Below are 17,860 nucleotides of genomic sequence, written 5' to 3' on the forward strand. Positions count from 1 at the left end.
ATGCCAGCAAACAATAAATTAGCGGGTAAATTTATCGTTATTGAAGGCCTAGAAGGTGCTGGTAAAACCACGGCGATTGGTTATATTAAAAAATGGTTAGCATTACAAAATATGCCAATAGATAAGATCACGTATACCCGTGAGCCTGGTGGTACCGAGCTTGCTGAACGTATGCGCGATATTGTCAAAATGGAAATACAGGGCGAAACCTTACAGGATAAAGCAGAGCTTTTAATTATGTACGCGACCAGAGTGCAATTAGTCGAACATGTCATTAAACCCGCTCTTAGCGATGGCCATATTGTTATTGGCGATCGCCACAATTGGAGCTCTCTTGCTTACCAAGGAGGCGGTCGGGGTATTAACCCTCAATTGATTGAAGAGATTAAACAAGTCTCATTGGGTGATTTTAATGCTGATTTTACCCTTTATTTAGATATTGACCCAGAATTAGGTTTACATCGAGCACGTGGGCGTGGAGAGTTAGATAGAATTGAACGCCTTGCAATTGATTTTTTTGAGCGCACACGACAAGTGTTTTTAACCCTAGTTAGCCAACATAACAATGCGGTGAAAATCGATGCTGGTGAAACCCCTGAGTTGGTTGAAAAATCAATATTTAGCCAACTTGATAATTGGTTAGCGAGTTTATAAGTAATGCCACATACTGTTGTTTCTACACCTTGGTTAAAGGATAATTTTTACCAACATGTGCACAGTTATCAGCAAAAGCGACTTGCGCATGCATTGCTTTTTACTGGTAGCATAGGGTTAGGTAAATTTAAGCTTGCCTCAAACTTAGCAAAGTACCTGTTATGTACTAATAAACGAAAGGGACCTTGTGGAGAGTGTCATTCCTGTCAATTGTTCGATGCTAAGAATCACCTTGATCATCATTTATTACAAAGTGAGAACAACAAAGCAATTGGTGTCGAGCAGGTAAGAAACCTCATTGATATGTTGAATGAGCGACCACATTTGGGTGAAAATAAGGTTGTGATCATTAAAGATGCTCAACTGCTCACCGTTGCCGCCGCTAATGCGCTGTTAAAAACACTTGAAGAGCCACAGGGTAATAGTTACCTTATCCTATTAACACAGACTCACCATCAATTATTACCAACTTTATATAGTCGAGTACAGCATTCGCATATTCATAGCCCTAATGATGAGGCTTTAATAAATTGGTTAACGCAACAGGGCGTTCAGGTCTCAGATAAAGGTGTGTTAAGGCAATTTCAAAACTGCCCGTTAATATTACTTAATTATTTGACTGCCTTACAATCTGGTGAAGCAGAAGATGAGCGAAGAAATTGCGTTGAAGGGCTATTTGCTTTATTAAATGCACCTGAAGCATTATTTGATTTTAGTTTATTTTTAAGTAAAGACACAGAATCTCGTTTAACCTTACTTTTCCTGATGTTGCATGAGTTGCATAAAATCAAGCTCACGGAAAATACGCTCGCTGATGATGCTGTTTATGCCTTTGCTTTGCCACAGTTGCAAATTTGGAGTAAGCAAATTAGTCTTAAGGCATTGCGTGAACTTAATCAACAAGTATTACAGACCCGCGCTTTGCTTAATGAGCATTCTGGTTTAAAAAAAGAGCTATTAATTTCAGCTCTATTAATAAAAATAAAAAATAGATTTAAGGAATAAAACACATGCTAGTGGACTCTCACTGTCATTTAGACCGTTTAGATTATAAAAAGAGACATAAAGACCTCGATGATGTGGTCAATAAAGCAAAAGCTTCGGGAATCGATTACCTGATGAGTGTTTGTGTTACCCTTGAAGATTATCCTGCTATGGCGACACTTATTAAAGATCATCAGCAGATATTTAGCAGTTGTGGCGTACACCCTTTATATTACGATGAAAAAAATAAAGACAAAGTCATTGATGATGCGTTGTTATTAGAATACGCAAGCAGTGAAAAAGTGGTTGCTATTGGTGAGACCGGGCTGGATTTTTCTATTCGCCGGAGACTAAAGATTGGCAAATAGAAAGCTTTCGTAGACAGATCCGTATTGCTAAGCAACTAAACAAACCTTTAATTATTCATACTCGCGATGCACGCCAGGAAACCTTAGATATATTACGTGAAGAAGGTGCAGAACAAGTTGGTGGTGTATTACATTGTTTTACAGAATCCATTGAAATGGCAATAGAAGCAATGAAAATGGGTTTTTACATTTCAGTATCAGGTATTGTTACCTTTAAAAATGCGAAAGAACTGCAAGCTGTAATTAAAGAAATTCCATTAGATCGCTTATTAGTTGAAACCGATGCGCCTTATCTAGCCCCTGTTCCACACAGAGGGCAAGAAAATGAACCCGCATTTACGGCGGATGTTGCTAAATTTGTGGCTGATTTAAAAGGGGTGACAATAGAAGAGCTGGCCAAAGTAACCAGTGAAAACTTTTTTAATCTGTTTCAATTTGCTAAGCGCTAAAAAGCAAAAACACAAAATATTGTTTATTAAACGATATTTTGTGTTTTTATACGATGAAGGTTATTCGACAGCTTCTAGTGTTGCTTTAAGTAGCTCCCAGTATTTATCAACGCTGGCAATTTGCACTTTTTCATCTGGGCTATGTGGAAAGTTAATTGTTGGACCAAAAGAAATCATATCCCATTCTGGGTATTGATCACTAAATAACCCACATTCAAGTCCCGCATGTATCACCATGGTTTTTGGTGTCTCTGAAAATAGCTTAATGTATTGCTGTTCCATGATTTGATAAATATTTGAATTTGCATTGGGTACCCAGCCTGGATAATTGCCATCTTTTCTTACCCGAGCACCATATTGTTCAAAACTTTGTTGTATTTTATCCGCTTCAATATGTTTATCTTGTTCTTTTTGAGAGCGAATTAAAACCTGCATTTTAAAAGACATATTTGGGCTTTTTTGTTGAGTGACAACTCCCAAGTTACTTGATGTTTCTACCACATTTGAAAAATGAGCATCCATTGCAAAAACGCCATTATTACAATTATTTAAACTCTCAAGTAATATCCTTTGGCTTTCAATCGTTAAAATAGAATGGGGCACGTCACAAACTTCAAGGGTTAATTGTAAATTATCTTCAACACCTTTGTATTTATCTAATAAAGTCACTTGTAGGGTATTAATTAATAGTTCTAAACTATTTTGGTACTGTGGATCACAAACAATAACCGCTGATGCTTCCCGTGGGATCGCATTGCGTAAACTACCACCTTCTAAGCTTGCAATGTAAAAAGGAAAACCATCAAAATTATTAAAAACCATTGCTAGTTCTTTAATTGCATTAGCACGGCCTAAGTTAATATCACAGCCCGAATGGCCACCTTTTAAGCCAGATAAACGTAAAACAAAAGCACAGCTATCAACCTCTGTTTCCATTTTTTCGTAGGGTAATTCTATATTAACATTAACACCGCCAGCACAACCGACGTAAAGCTCACCTTCCTGCTCAGAGTCGGTATTGATGAGTATTTTTCCCTTTAGTGATCCAGCCTTAAGGCCGAATGCACCTGTCATGCCAGTTTCTTCATCGGTTGTTAATAATACTTCTAATGGGCCATGCTTTAATTCTTTATCTGCTAACACTGCGAGACAACTTGCCATGCCGATTCCATTATCAGCCCCGAGTGTTGTTTGATCTGCATGTAACCACTCCCCGTCAATGACCATTTTTATTGGGTCATTAACAAAGTCATGCTGACTATCATTATTTTTTTGTGGCACCATATCAAGGTGAGCCTGAAGCACAACGGGTGTTTTGTCTTCATAACCAGCAAAAGCAGGCTTTGTTAGAATAAGGTTACCGACATTATCTTGAACACATTGAATATTTTGTTCTGATGCCCAATTTGTTATCCAATCAACTAATTGTTGTTCATGTTTTGATGGGTGTGGAATAGAACAAATAGTCGAAAAGAATGACCAAACGGGACTTGCTGTTCGTGATTGTAAAAGTTGCATATAGCGCCTTATAAATAAAACTGAAAAGAGAAAAGAATGTAATAATTAGTTGATCATTTTATTGGTTAAAAATGCCTTTTTCGTTGTTGAAAGTTTCGCAAAGGGAGCAACCATTTACATCAACTTTCACCTCGAAGAAATCAACTTCTGCAGGACAATATTTAGAACCCATATTTAATATAATTGCCATAAAACCACAATTTTGTTCGGTGTTTAGCTGTTTATAGTTGCTGTATGATTCGCAAAAATTGATTTAAATCAAAAAATTTATATTTTACTTAAGGAATCTACCGTGTCAGAAGAAAATTTTAAAGACCCATATTCAATTCGTCATTTCCTAGGTCTGTTGGTTGTGATGCTTATCCCAACTTTACCTGCCACCTTAAGTGTTTTAAAAGTATTGTCTTAAACTAACTGTACATTAAATCCCCACAAAAATGGTGAATTTAATTCACCATTTTTTTTCATATACCTTCTGTTTTTATTTTTCATTATTTATTTTCTCATAAAGCCAAATTTTATTGGTTAATTGTGCTTAAGATCTATAAACTATCGCGAATTTGCCAAAATTTATGATTATTTGGCGGAAAAAATAAAAAATTCTTCCGTTAAAAATCGTAAAATAGCATCACATAATCTATTTTTATTGTATTTTCATGGAGGTTATTTTGAGTCATTCGGCCATACTGGTATTGGAAGATGGAACTATTTTCGAAGGTGTCTCAATTGGGGCTGAAGGAAGTTCTGTTGGAGAAGTTGTTTTTAACACGTCAATGACGGGTTACCAAGAAATTCTCACTGATCCTTCCTACGCACGCCAAATTGTAACATTAACATACCCCCATATCGGTAATACTGGGACTAATGATGAAGATGAAGAGTCTGAATCAATCCACGCCTGTGGTTTAGTTATCCGAGATTTACCACTTCTTGCAAGCAACTTCAGAAACCAAGCCTCTTTAAGCGATTATCTAAAAGCACGTAATGTTGTTGGTATCGCTGAAATTGATACACGTAAATTAACACGTATTTTACGTGAAAAAGGGGCACAAGCCGGTTGTATCATTGCTGGTGATAATATCGACGCAACAGATGCACTTGCTCAAGCTAAACAATTTCCTGGTCTTAAAGGTATGGATTTAGCAAAGGAAGTGTCAACTAAAGAAGGCTTCGAATGGTCTCAAGGTAGTTGGACCTTAACGGGTGGTCTACCAGCACATACTGGTGAAGGTAAATTCCATGTTGTTGCATACGATTACGGTGTTAAACGTAATATTCTACGTATGTTAGCAGACCGTGGTTGTAAACTAACAGTAGTGCCTGCTCAAACCCCTGCAGCTGATGTACTCGCATTGAATCCAGATGGTATTTTCCTCTCTAATGGTCCTGGCGATCCAGAACCATGTACTTATGCTATAGAAGCAATTCAAGAAATTCTTAAAACTGATATTCCTGTCTTTGGTATCTGTTTAGGTCATCAATTGCTAGCGTTAGCAAGTGGCGCGAAAACAGTGAAAATGAAGTTTGGTCATCATGGTGCTAACCATCCTGTTAAAGATTTAGACCGTGGCGTGGTTATGATAACTAGTCAAAACCATGGTTTTGTCGCTGATGAAGCAACTTTACCAGACAATTTACGTGCGACTCATGTTTCATTATTTGATGGATCTTTACAGGGTATTCACCGTACTGATAAAGCGACATTTAGCTTCCAAGGTCACCCAGAGGCAAGCCCAGGTCCGCATGATGCGAGCACCATTATTTGATCACTTCATTGAATTGATTGAACAGTACAAAAACGCCTAGTTGATCGGAACTCTTTTTTCGAATACATAGAATAGAAATAGAAAGGTAATTTCAGATGCCAAAACGTAATGACTTAAAAACCATCCTAATCATAGGTGCAGGTCCGATTGTTATCGGTCAAGCCTGTGAGTTTGACTACTCAGGCGCACAAGCGTGTAAAGCTTTAAGAGAAGAAGGTTACCGTGTGGTACTGGTTAACTCTAACCCTGCAACCATTATGACAGACCCAGAAATGGCCGATGCAACTTACATCGAGCCGATCCACTGGGAAGTTGTAGAAAAAATTATCGCCAAAGAACGTCCCTGTGCCGTTTTACCTACTATGGGTGGGCAAACAGCGCTTAACTGTGCTTTAGAGCTAGAGTCTAAGGGCGTATTAGCTAAATACAATGTAGAAATGATTGGTGCAACGGCTGACGCAATTGATAAAGCAGAAGACCGTAGTCGTTTCGACACTGCGATGAAAAAAATTGGACTTGAATGTCCTCGTGCAGGCATTGCACACACAATGGAAGAAGCATACGGCGTATTAGACATGGTTGGTTTCCCATGTATTATTCGTCCTTCTTTCACTATGGGTGGTACTGGTGGTGGTATTGCTTATAACAAAGAAGAATTTGATGAAATTTGTTCAAACGGCTTAGACCTTTCACCTACTAACGAGTTATTAATTGATGAATCGTTAATTGGTTGGAAAGAGTATGAAATGGAAGTGGTTCGTGACAAAAATGATAACTGTATCATTGTTTGCTCAATTGAAAACTTTGACCCAATGGGTATTCATACTGGTGACTCAATAACGGTTGCACCAGCACAAACATTAACTGACAAAGAATATCAATTAATGCGTAATGCTTCTTTAGCTGTATTACGTGAAATCGGTGTTGAAACTGGCGGTTCAAACGTTCAATTTGGTATTAACCCTGCTGACGGCCGTATGGTACTTATCGAAATGAATCCACGTGTATCACGTTCATCTGCATTAGCATCTAAAGCAACGGGGTTCCCAATTGCTAAAATCGCCGCTAAATTAGCAGTCGGTTACACGCTTGATGAATTACAAAATGATATTACTGGTGGTAAAACGCCAGCATCTTTTGAACCAACAATTGATTACGTTGTGACTAAAATTCCACGTTTCAACTTTGAAAAATTTGCTAACTCAAACGATCGTTTAACCACGCAAATGAAATCTGTTGGTGAAGTAATGGCAATTGGCCGTAACCAACAAGAGTCGCTACAAAAAGCGCTTCGTGGTTTAGAAGTTGGCGCTGATGGTTTTAGCCCAATAGTTGACTTAAACGATGCAGGCGCAAAAGAAAAAGTACTATACGAATTACGTGAAGCTGGTGCAGAGCGTATTTGGTACATTGGTGATGCATTCCGTTTAGGCATGACAATACAGGAAATCCATGACATCACTAAGATTGACCTTTGGTTCCTAGTACAAATTGAAGATCTTATTCTTGAAGAGAAAAAATTAGCTGAAGGCGGTTTACGTTACTTAGACGCAACTAAACTAAAAGCACTAAAACGTAAAGGTTTTGCAGATAGCCGTATCGCAACAGTTATCGGTGTTGAAGAAATCGAAATTCGTAAACTACGTGAAAAATTTGCATTATTCCCAGTTTACAAACGTGTTGATACCTGTCGTTGCTGAATTTTCATCGGACACCGCTTACATGTATTCAACCTACGATGAAGAATGTGAAGCGAACCCAACTGATAATGAAAAAATTATGATTATTGGTGGTGGTCCTAACCGTATCGGTCAAGGTATTGAGTTTGACTATTGTTGTGTACATGCTCGCTATGGCAATGCGTGCAGACGGTTATGAAACCATTATGGTGAACTGTAACCCTGAAACGGTTTCAACGGATTACGATACATCGGATCGTTTATACTTCGAATCAATTACCTTAGAAGATGTGCTTGAAATCGTTCGTGTAGAAAAACCTAAAGGTGTTATCGTGCAATATGGTGGTCAAACACCACTTAAATTAGCACGTGCACTTGAAGCCGCTGGTGTGCCAATTATCGGTACTTCACCTGAAGCGATTGACCGTGCAGAAGACCGCGAACGTTTCCAACAAGTGGTTGAGCGTTTAGGTCTTAAACAACCAGAAAATGACACTGTAACAACAACAGAGCAAGCGGTTGAATCTGCTAAACGTATTGGTTACCCATTAGTTGTTCGTCCTTCCTATGTGTTAGGTGGACGTGCAATGGAAATTGTATACGATGAGCAAGATTTACGTCGTTACTTCAACGAAGCGGTAAGTGTTTCTAACGAATCACCTGTATTGCTTGATCGTTTCTTAGATGATGCAACGGAAGTTGATATCGACGCTATCAGTGATGGTACAGATGTGGTTATTGGTGGCATCATGGAACACATTGAGCAAGCTGGTGTCCACTCTGGTGACTCTGCATGTTCATTGCCTGCATATACATTAAGCGCTGAAGTGCAAGATGAAATGCGTGGATATATTAAATCATTAGCGCTTGAGCTAGGTGTTGTTGGTTTAATGAATACTCAGTTAGCAGTTAAAGATAACCAAGTTTACATGATTGAGGTTAACCCTCGTGCGACGCGTACAGTTCCTTTTGTTTCTAAAGCGACTGGTGTACCAATTGCTAAAATTGGTGCGAGTGTGATGGCGGGTAAAACGCTAAAAGAATTAGGTGTAACCGAAGAAGTCATTCCACCTTATTACTCTGTTAAAGAAGTGGTCCTACCTTTTAATAAATTCCCTGGTTCGGATCCTATCTTAGGTCCAGAAATGCGTTCAACGGGTGAAGTAATGGGCGCAGGTGCGACCTTTGCTGAAGCCTACGCAAAAGCAGAATTAGGATCGACAAAAGAAGTACCAAGTATTGGACGTGCATTAGTTTCTGTTCGTAATAGCGATAAGAAACGTGTTGTTGAATTAGCTAAAAACTTACTTGCGCTTGGTTTTGAAATTGATGCGACGCAGGGCACTATGTTGGTACTTAAAGAGGCTGGCATTGATGTTCGCCTAGTTAATAAAGTACAAGAAGGTCGTCCGCATATTCTTGACCGTGTTAAAAACGATGAATATAAATATATTGTTAATACGACTGAAGGGCGTGTAGCAATTGAAGATTCTCGTCAGTTAAGACGTGCGACATTACGTTATAAAGTTGATTACACTACAACTTTAAATGGTGCTTTTGCAACTTGTCAGGCTCATTTAGCAGATCCTACCGCTGATGAGGCGACAGTGACTTCAGTACAAGAGTTACATCAGCGTATTGTTTAATTCATATTAATTAAATATATTTAACCAGTTAAAGGCTACCTGAATCGATTCGGTAGCTTTTTTTGCAAAAATGAAAAGGAAAGTCATGTTATTGATTGAAATAGATAAAACGCGCTATCGTCGTCACCTGAATATTTTAATTGCCATTTGTATCGTTTGTTTATTTATAGGTAGCTTTGGGATTTCTCAATTATTAATCTATTTATATCCCGCACCGGAGGGAACGCATTTTCATTGGAATTTATTAGGTGTCGTGAGCAGTGTTTTGTTAATTACGATTATTTTTAATATTTATAAAGATCATACATTTTTAAATGAAGTGAGTTATGTGTGGCGCTTAAAAAAAGAATTAAATTTAATTTCTCGTAAAATGAGGAAGCTGATGCAAGCAAGTAAAATGGGTGATGAAAAGGCAATGCTAGCAATACAATTTAGTTATACAGGTTTCTCGGCAGTTATGGATGCTAGATGACAATCTGTTAACCATTTCTCAGCTAGATAAAAGTCAACAGGAATTAGATGAACTATTACTGAAGTATCAGATTAAATTGGATATTACAGAATATGATAGCTCACTATTAAAAGGCTTTTAATTTATTATTTTAAAGGAGCTAGGTAAGTGTTGAGTCACTGTTTTTATCAGTTTCACCTGTTACAGTTATTAGGTAGGTTTGATAAATTATTGACTAATTAGCGCCTTGGACGTTGAAGCCATTTCTTAGTGGTTTTAAAACGCCAAACAACTCTAAATAAGAAATACCCCAGACCTGCACTAATAAATCCTAATATAAAGCACCCTAATAATAGTGAGGGCGCAATTGTTTCAAACATTTTAGCTAGCCAGTGAAAAGATAAATGAAAATGGAATTCAACTATTGGTCTATCGAGTAGGTAAGCACCTAATCGATATGCAACATAAAAAAGAGGTGGCATAGTTAAAGGGTTAGAGATCCAAACCAATGTTACTGAAAGAGGTAGATTGACAGAAAATATCACTGCGAGAATAGAGGCCAGTAGCATTTGAAAAGGGATTGGCATCCAAGCACAGAATAAACCAATTGCCACCGCCCCTGCCGCCGTGCGTCGATTAAGATGCCATAAATTAGCGTTTTGTAATGCCTGACCTAAATGCTTTAAATGAGGGTGATTTTTTAATGTTTCAGGTTTTGGTGAAAATCGTTGAATGAATTTTTTAGGCATATAATTTGGGTTTATGGTTATCAATTCGGATGATAAGTTTTGATGAAAAAAATGCGTATTGCGTTAATGCTTTCAATATTTGTCCTTGTCTCTACACTATTTTGGCCTCAGCTATTAGATAAGTTTTTCCTGTGGATAGCAATAGTTATAACACTGATTTTATTATACACACCAAGTTTACGTTTATTTGCCATCATTCCTATCACTGCAATCTATTTCTCAGTATATACAAATTTAACTCTAACTGGGCAGTTATTTACAGAAACAAAAATAGTTAACGAGAGTAGTTTAGTCAAACTGGTGGACGGCAAAGACCATACCATAATTGTAGAGATCATTTCATTAATAAGTGAAAGCAATCACGGTTATTTTAACGCTAAGTTAATTGAAGTTGATACGGATCACTTAAATTATTCACCACTTATTGAAATGCGTTGGTATCGACCGGATACCAAATTACAGGCAGGTCAGTTACAGCGCTTTCGAGTTCGCTTTAAACCCGTTTATGGTCGTGCAAACCCAGGCGCATTTGATCGACAGAAGTGGTCGTACTCTGAACATATTGCGTATCAAGCGACCATAAAAAAACACCTTGAGAGTGAATATAAGCAAATTACACTTCGTGCTCAGTTTTATGAGAAAGTGAAATCCATCACCAACAATCTTAATCACCAAGGTTTATTGTTAGCGCTGTCATTTGCTGATAAGTCTTTAATTCCCTATGAAATTAAAACACAAATAAGAAACTTAGGTATTTCTCATCTGTTTGCTATCTCAGGTTTGCATATTGGTTTGTTATTTTCTGTTGTTTATCTATTAGCTCAGTCTTTTTATAACAGAGTGCTACCTGCAAACAGATTGGGCTGGTTTTCGTTGCGTTTAATTAATATAACGGCATTAATAGGAGCCTGGGGATATGCTTATTTAGCAGGTTTTTCGTTACCAACACAACGTGCTTTTTTAATGTTATTAGTGTCTGTGGTTATTTTATCCTTAAAAGGAAATGTGCACAAAGTGATTTGTTATTATTGGTTTTATTTGTGGTGCTTGTTTGGGACCCGCTAGCAATATTAAGTGTGAGTCTTTGGTTATCATTTTTTGCTGTGGCAATTATTCTATTGTTGCTTTGGATCTTTTCTCACACAGGAGAAGAAAAAACTAAAAATACTCAGGAATCTAATGATGACCTGACATTAAAAAACAAACTTATTAAATACGTAATGTTGTTTTTTACCTTGCAAGTTGGCTTAACCTTTTTGATGTTACCTGTTCAGTTAGAGGTTTTTTCTGGCCTTAGTCCGTTGGCAATTGTTATTAATTTATTTGCTGTGCCTCTTTTCTCTTTGCTGATTATCCCTTTGGTATTATTAGCCACTGGCTTTAGTTTAATTTATGAGCCAGTTTCCCTGATAATTTTCAGCTTTTGTGATGTGATAATTTCTTTTTTCTTTAATTTCACTGATTTTGCCAGTACAAGTTATCAGCATTTTTCTAACTTAAATAAAAATGTATTAATCATTATTTTTTCCCTTTTTTACTGCTATTTATTAGTCATGTTCACAATAAGGCGTTACGCAAAATAAGTTATATATTTACTGTGTTAATTGTCATTTTAATCAGCCAACAAAAATCAAATGAATCTAATACTTGGTTCGTTGAAACTATCGATGTAGGGCAGGGGCTATCAGTTGTAGTGCGTAATGCAGATAATATTTTACTTTATGATACTGGTGCGCGTTATCCTTCTGGGTTTAATATGGTTGATAGTGAAATTGCTCCTTATCTTCTTTATCTCGGAGTAGATCAAATTGATCATCTAGTAATTAGTCATAGTGATAATGATCATGCTGGTGGAGCGAATATTATTGCCAATCATGTTTATGTAGTTGAACGTTGGGCTGGCGAACCTTTAAACAGTGATTATCATTTTAAGCAATGCGTGCAAGGGCAAAGTTGGAAACTTGGAGTACTTGATGTAGAAGTCCTGTCTCCAAATCAGCTTAGTAATAATGATAATAATAACTCCTGTGTATTACGTATTACAGATGGTAGTACTTCGGTTCTACTAACTGGGGATATTGAGAAAAAACAGGAAAAGATATTAACGCGGTCCTTATCTGAAAGACTTGATAGTGATATTTTATTTGCACCACATCACGGTAGTCGTCATTCTTCAAGCAACTTTTTTATTAAAAGTGTTTCTCCAAAGTGGGTGATATACAGCGCTGGGTTTATGAATCATTGGGGATTTCCTGCTAGTGAGGTGTTGGAGCGATATCAGAAACAGTCAGTGATAGGTTTTAATAGTGGATTAAGTGGTTTTATTCGCTTTCAAATATCAGGCCAAGATATTAAGATAAAAACATTTAGAGAAGATTTGGCGCCATATTGGTATCATCGTTCTTTTGGGGCGTAAGGCCTTGATAAAAATTACCTCGTTAAATACAAATCGGAAGCAGAAATGACAAATAACGAAAATGATGGCATGCAAGTATTTAAACGCCTTGTTGGTTATGTAAGAGATTTTAAACTGGCATTATTTGTCGGCATTATTGGAATGGTTGGTTATGCTGGCGTTGATATGTTACTTATTTGGTCATTACAGCCTTTATTAGATAATGGATTAACCGGGCAAGATCCCAGTATTTTAAAAATGATGCCATACTTTGTAGTGATTGTGATTGCCTTTCGCGGTATTTTTGCATTTCAAAGTTCCTATTGTATGGCCTGGGTTGGTAATCATGTTGTGATGAAATTACAACGTCAGATATTTAGCCAATTAATGGCATTACCGATCAGCTTTTTCGATAAAACCAATAGTGGCGATCTTATTTCTAAAATTACCTATGATGCGACTCAGGTTTCAAATGCGACGAGTAATGCATTAGTGAAGATTTTTCGTGAAGGTGCTTTGTTAATTGGTTTAGTTGCTATGATGTTCTATCAAAGCTGGCAATTGTCGCTGGTTTTCTTTGTGGTTGCTCCTTTTGTTGGAATTGCTATTAATATCGTCAGTAAACGTTTTCGAAAAATTGGTAAGAACCTGCAAAATGCCATGGGTTTAGTCACCACTTCATCCGAGCAAATGCTAAAAGGCCACAAAGAAGTATTAATGTTTGGCGGGCAAGAGATCGAAAATAAGAAATTTGAAAAAGTAAGTAATACAGTACGTACCCAAAATATGAAAATGGCTAGTGCAAGTGCCATTAGTGTGCCGGTTATTCAAACCATTGCTTCCTTTGCCTTGGCATTTGTTCTTTTTCTAGCGACTTTTCCTGAGATTATGGATACTTTGTCTGCCGGTAAGTTTGTAGTGATTATCAGTGCAATGATGGGCTTGATGAAACCAATTAAAAATATCACTCAGGTCAATAACGAAATACAAAAAGGTATTGCAACCAGTAAAAGTCTTTTCACTATGCTTGACGAAACCATTGCTAAGGATGAAGGAACTATAATAATTGAACGTGCTAAGGGGGATATTGAACTCGATAATGTTGTATTTACTTACCCTAGTGCTGATAAAGCCGCTCTTAACAATGTTAGTTTTAATTTAAAAGCGGGTCAAACCTTTGCTTTAGTGGGACGTTTCTGGTTCTGGTAAATCAACTATCGCGAATTTGTTGACACGTTTCTATGATATCGACTCTGGAATAATAAAAATTGATGGTGTAAATATTAATGATTATAAATTAAGCTCTCTGCGTAATCAGGTTGCGGTTGTTTCGCAAAATGTGCATTTATTTAATGATACAATTGCAAATAATATTGCCTATGCGACCACTGAAAAATATAGTCGAGATGATATTATTAAAGTCGCTGAAACAGCACATGCAATGGAATTTATTAATAATTTTCCCGATGGACTTGAAACTGTTATTGGTGAAAATGGCGCATTATTATCCGGTGGCCAACGCCAACGTTTAGCAATAGCACGTGCATTATTACGTGATGCACCGATTTTGATTTTAGATGAGGCAACCTCGGCATTAGATACTGAATCAGAGCGACATATACAAAGTGCCTTGGATGAGTTACAAAAAAATCGTACTTCAATTGTGATTGCACATCGCCTTTCAACAATTGAACATGCAGACAAAATTTTGGTTGTAGATAGTGGCGTCGTTGTTGAGTCTGGTACTCATAGTGAATTATTAGCAAAAAAATCCATTTATCATACGTTAAACAACTTACAAGCATCGGGTGAATTATAATGAAATTTTGGTATCAACCACTTCGTTGGTGGGCTTGGTTTTTATATCCATTAACACTTATCTTATTTGTTATCTCTAAAGGGCGTCGTTATTTTTTACAGGGACAAGCAAATAGACATAATAAATCTCGGTTACCTATCATTGTTGTTGGTAATATTTCAGTAGGTGGCAATGGTAAAACACCTTTTGTTATTTGGTTATGTGAGCTTTTAATTAAAGAGGGTTATAAACCTGGTATTGTCAGCCGGGGTTATGGAGGCAGGAGTGAAGAGTATCCGTTACTAGTAAATGCTAATACACAGGGTAAAGAAGCCGGTGACGAGCCGGTGATGATGTTTAAACGTTTACAGGTTCCAATTGTTGTTGATCCGCAACGTGCAAAAGCCGCGCGTTATATCAGTGAGCATTGTGATGTGGATATTATTATCAGTGATGACGGTTTGCGGCATTATGCGCTACCTCGAGATATTGAGATAGCTGTCGTGGATGGACAACGTCGTTTTGGCAACCAGAAATTAATGCCAATGGGGCCATTAAGAGAGCCAATATCACGTTTGCAGGAAGTTGATTTTATTATTAATAATGGTGAGCAAGCTGATAATGAAATTACTATGTTACTAAAAGCGCAAGCTTGTACCGCGGTTGATGGCAGAAAGGCGCGTTTACCTAAGCTGGTGAAGGTTAATGCCTGTCGTCGCCATTGGAAATCCGCGACGTTTCTTTGATACTTTAGAGGCGCAACAATACCGCCTAGCAACTCAGGTCGCCTTTGCTGATCATTATGCATTTAATGAAGATGATCTCACTCAATTTGATACAAAGATTCCTTTGTTAATGACTGAGAAGGACGCTGTTAAATGTGTCAAATTTGCTCAGTCTAACTGGTGGTATTTACCTGTTAATGCACAATTGCCAGAAACATTTGAACAACAATTATTAAAAAGAATTAAGGAAATATAATGATCGATATAAAGTTACTGGACATCATTGCTTGCCCAATCTGTAAAGGAAAGCTTGGGTTTAAAAAATCAACCAATGAGCTTATCTGTAAATTTGATCACCTTGCTTACCCGATTGTAGATGGAATTCCTGCATTGTTAGCAGTACGAGCTCGAACAATAACGGCGGATGAGGAGATTTAAACATGTCGTTTATTGCAGTAATCCCTGCTCGATATCAATCGACACGTTTACCGGCTAAACCTCTCGTTGATATTTTAGGTAAAAGCATGGTTGAGCGAGTGGCATTACAAGCTTTAAAAAGTGGTGCTTCCCGTGTCATTGTAGCTACTGACGATCAGCGTATTGCTGATGCTTTGGTTTCAATAGAACATATTGAAATTTGCATGACTTCAGCAGATCATGAATCTGGAACAGATAGACTTGCTGAAGTTTGTGAGAAATATCAATTTGCTGAAGATGAAGTGATTGTTAATGTTCAAGGGGATGAACCTTTAATTCCTCCTGCAGTGATCACCCAGGTTGCACATAATTTAAAAAATAATCAAGATGCTAGCGTTGCCACATTAAGTGCACCAATTACTGAGTTTGATGATGTGTTTAATGCTAATGCTGTTAAAGTAGTCAGTGATAAAAACGGTTTAGCACTTTATTTTAGCCGAGCCACTATTCCTTGGGATAGAGACAATTATAATGAGCAAAATATAAAAAATGCTCAGGTTGAGCAACAATATCTACAACGTCATATTGGCATTTATGCCTATCGTGTCAGTTTCTTGAAACAATATGCGCAACTCTCCGTTTCTCCGCTTGAAACTATTGAGAAGCTAGAGCAATTACGCGTGTTATGGCATGGTTTTAAAATACATGTTGAACAAGCACTTGAAGTCCCGGCCGCAGGCATTGATACTGCAGAGGATTTACAGCGTGTGATCAGCTATTTAGAAACTAAACTTAAGCATGAATAAGATTTAAGGAATCTAATGAAAATGAGATTATTACTCATTATCTGTTTCAGTTTGTTTCTTAGCGCCTGTGGCGATGAGAGGCAAGATCAAATAGATAGTAATATTAAAAGTGCTGATTATTTACTGAATAATTTAGGCGAGAGCTTAGATAAAGGTAATATTCGTAATGCAATGTTATTAAAGGAATATGCTACTTTATTAAGTAAAGATAAACCCGAGCTGAAGCCTTTATTAGAACAATTAAGCCGTGATGCCACCCGTGATGGGCCTACCTATCAAGGTTTAGTACAACGTTTAAAAACGGTGCGCGAACAACCCCAAGTACTCGGAGATATTGAAGCACAGTTATTCGAAACAGAAACGCTTATTGAAGCCTCTGATCCATCTCTTTTTAATGATGCACTTTCTGATCCGATTAACGTTATTGCTGATATGTCCAATGGTAAATTAGCACGTGTTAACGCAATTAGTCAGGCTCAGAGTTTATTGGCAAATGGTGCGGAAGATAATGGTGCTGGTAGTCAATTAATTGGTAACCCTGGTTATGGACAATGGCAAACCAATAGCAGTGGTATGTCCTTTTGGCATTGGTACGGTATGTATTCGATGTTTTCTGCTATTACTAATCCTGTTCGTTATGATAGATGGTCATCAAATCGAGACTATAGTTACTATAATGATGTTGGTAGAAATCGTTACACCTCGCCACAGCAGACAAAATCACAAAACGATTTAGCCACTAAAACTAAAAAACAGTTTGGGAATAATAGTGCCTTTAAAAGTCCCTATGCAAAATCTAAAACAGGCGCTAGTGCAATGTCTGCTTCAAGTAATAAAGCACAAAAGTCTACTCCTTTTGCTGGGCGGTCAAGTTATTCAAAATCTAAAACAGCGTCAAAGACAAGTTCTCAATCAAAGTCTAAGGTTGCAAGTAGTTTCAGAAACAGTAAAACAACATCATCACGTGGCACAAGTCGCGGTAAATAGGATCTAAATATGAATCAATTACTCACAACATTAGGACAAAGCGGTGATCTTGCTATTTATCTTTTAATTGATATGGCAGTAGCGATTGCATTACTAGGTGGTATACGTTTCACCATGGGCTTTATCGACAATGTTGATACAAAAGATGAATTATCTCAGAAAGATAATTTTGCTTACGGGATCAGCATGGCGGGTGCAGTTGCTTGCCATGGGTATTGCACTAAGTGGCGCAATCACTGGTGAATTAGCTGGCTCTTATTCTATTGAGCTAATAGGTATGTTTGCTTATGGTATTACTGGACTTGTCTTGATTAAAGCGGGGCGTTTTATCCATGATAAATTTGCCTTGCCGGACTTTAATAAGCATGAATTGATTTTAAATCGTAATATCTCAGTTGGTTTAGTTGATCTCGCTTCTGTGATTGCTACCGCTATCGTTGTGCGCATTCGCTTTAATGTGGGTTGAAG

Annotated in this window: 14 protein-coding genes and 5 pseudogenes; 17 read left to right on the forward strand and 2 right to left on the reverse strand. The window is 37.4% G+C overall.

Annotated elements, in window-relative coordinates:
• The 3 genes and pseudogenes from tmk (at window position 1) to ACLKMH_RS09065 (ending at window position 2,455) form a co-directional block, all read left to right on the forward strand.
• Complete coding sequence (gene tmk / locus ACLKMH_RS09055; protein ID WP_413701695.1) at window positions 1-654, forward strand: dTMP kinase; 654 nt, start codon at window positions 1-3, stop codon at window positions 652-654.
• 3 nt (window positions 655-657) lie between these two features.
• A complete protein-coding gene (gene holB, locus ACLKMH_RS09060) occupies window positions 658-1,659 on the forward strand; it encodes a DNA polymerase III subunit delta' (protein WP_413701696.1) in 1,002 nt (333 codons plus the stop codon).
• A 5-nt stretch (window positions 1,660-1,664) separates the two neighbouring features.
• Window positions 1,665-2,455 (forward strand): annotated as a pseudogene (locus ACLKMH_RS09065) (TatD family hydrolase).
• Window positions 2,456-2,515: 60 nt separating this feature from the next.
• Here the strand turns inward: ACLKMH_RS09065 and ACLKMH_RS09070 are convergent.
• Window positions 2,516-3,973, reverse strand: a complete 1,458-nt coding sequence (locus tag ACLKMH_RS09070) for an aminoacyl-histidine dipeptidase (protein ID WP_413701697.1) — start codon at window positions 3,971-3,973, stop codon at window positions 2,516-2,518.
• A 656-nt stretch (window positions 3,974-4,629) separates the two neighbouring features.
• Between ACLKMH_RS09070 and carA the strand changes: the two are divergent.
• The 4 genes and pseudogenes from carA (at window position 4,630) to ACLKMH_RS09090 (ending at window position 9,657) form a co-directional block, all read left to right on the forward strand.
• Window positions 4,630-5,779: pseudogene (carA, locus tag ACLKMH_RS09075) on the forward strand (glutamine-hydrolyzing carbamoyl-phosphate synthase small subunit).
• 55 nt (window positions 5,780-5,834) lie between these two features.
• Window positions 5,835-9,064, forward strand: a pseudogene (carB, locus tag ACLKMH_RS09080) (carbamoyl-phosphate synthase large subunit).
• A gap of 85 nt (window positions 9,065-9,149) precedes the next feature.
• A complete protein-coding gene (locus tag ACLKMH_RS09085; protein WP_413701698.1) occupies window positions 9,150-9,536 on the forward strand; it encodes a DUF3087 family protein in 387 nt (128 codons plus the stop codon).
• Window positions 9,526-9,657: a DUF3087 family protein gene (locus ACLKMH_RS09090; protein WP_413701699.1), complete on the forward strand. Its 132-nt coding sequence runs from the start codon at window positions 9,526-9,528 to the stop codon at window positions 9,655-9,657. The genes ACLKMH_RS09085 and ACLKMH_RS09090 overlap by 11 nt, the downstream gene beginning before the upstream one ends.
• A gap of 97 nt (window positions 9,658-9,754) precedes the next feature.
• Here ACLKMH_RS09090 and ACLKMH_RS09095 read toward each other — a convergent pair whose 3' ends face one another.
• Window positions 9,755-10,264, reverse strand: coding sequence for a DUF2062 domain-containing protein (locus tag ACLKMH_RS09095; RefSeq protein ID WP_413701700.1), 510 nt, complete (start codon window positions 10,262-10,264; stop codon window positions 9,755-9,757).
• 66 nt (window positions 10,265-10,330) lie between these two features.
• Between ACLKMH_RS09095 and ACLKMH_RS09100 the strand changes: the two are divergent.
• The 10 genes and pseudogenes from ACLKMH_RS09100 (at window position 10,331) to ACLKMH_RS09145 (ending at window position 17,858) form a co-directional block, all read left to right on the forward strand.
• Window positions 10,331-11,847 (forward strand): annotated as a pseudogene (locus ACLKMH_RS09100) (ComEC/Rec2 family competence protein).
• Complete coding sequence (locus ACLKMH_RS09105; protein ID WP_413702298.1) at window positions 11,844-12,680, forward strand: DNA internalization-related competence protein ComEC/Rec2; 837 nt, start codon at window positions 11,844-11,846, stop codon at window positions 12,678-12,680. The pseudogene ACLKMH_RS09100 and the gene ACLKMH_RS09105 overlap by 4 nt, the downstream one beginning before the upstream one ends.
• Window positions 12,681-12,725: 45 nt before the next feature.
• Window positions 12,726-14,478, forward strand: a pseudogene (msbA, locus tag ACLKMH_RS09110) (lipid A ABC transporter ATP-binding protein/permease MsbA).
• Complete coding sequence (gene lpxK / locus ACLKMH_RS09115; RefSeq protein WP_413701701.1) at window positions 14,478-15,203, forward strand: tetraacyldisaccharide 4'-kinase; 726 nt, start codon at window positions 14,478-14,480, stop codon at window positions 15,201-15,203. Before msbA ends, lpxK begins: the two are co-directional and overlap by 1 nt.
• On the forward strand, window positions 15,163-15,438 hold the full coding sequence (locus ACLKMH_RS09120; protein WP_413701702.1) for a tetraacyldisaccharide 4'-kinase: 276 nt from the start codon (window positions 15,163-15,165) through the stop codon (window positions 15,436-15,438). Before lpxK ends, ACLKMH_RS09120 begins: the two co-directional genes overlap by 41 nt.
• A complete protein-coding gene (locus tag ACLKMH_RS09125) occupies window positions 15,435-15,620 on the forward strand; it encodes a Trm112 family protein (protein WP_413702299.1) in 186 nt (61 codons plus the stop codon). The genes ACLKMH_RS09120 and ACLKMH_RS09125 overlap by 4 nt, the downstream gene beginning before the upstream one ends.
• 2 nt (window positions 15,621-15,622) lie before the next feature.
• Complete coding sequence (kdsB, locus tag ACLKMH_RS09130; RefSeq protein ID WP_413701703.1) at window positions 15,623-16,405, forward strand: 3-deoxy-manno-octulosonate cytidylyltransferase; 783 nt, start codon at window positions 15,623-15,625, stop codon at window positions 16,403-16,405.
• A gap of 15 nt (window positions 16,406-16,420) precedes the next feature.
• Window positions 16,421-17,392, forward strand: coding sequence for a hypothetical protein (locus ACLKMH_RS09135; RefSeq protein ID WP_413701704.1), 972 nt, complete (start codon window positions 16,421-16,423; stop codon window positions 17,390-17,392).
• Window positions 17,393-17,401: 9 nt separating this feature from the next.
• Window positions 17,402-17,635 (forward strand): hypothetical protein, encoded by a 234-nt coding sequence (locus ACLKMH_RS09140; protein ID WP_413701705.1) that lies wholly within the window; start codon window positions 17,402-17,404, stop codon window positions 17,633-17,635.
• Window positions 17,601-17,858, forward strand: a complete 258-nt coding sequence (locus tag ACLKMH_RS09145) for a DUF350 domain-containing protein (RefSeq protein ID WP_413701706.1) — start codon at window positions 17,601-17,603, stop codon at window positions 17,856-17,858. Before ACLKMH_RS09140 ends, ACLKMH_RS09145 begins: the two co-directional genes overlap by 35 nt.
• Window positions 17,859-17,860 lie beyond the last annotated feature (2 nt).

It is taken from the genome of Psychromonas sp. KJ10-10, assembly GCF_047323245.1.
Taxonomy (GTDB): Bacteria; Pseudomonadota; Gammaproteobacteria; order Enterobacterales; family Psychromonadaceae; genus Psychromonas.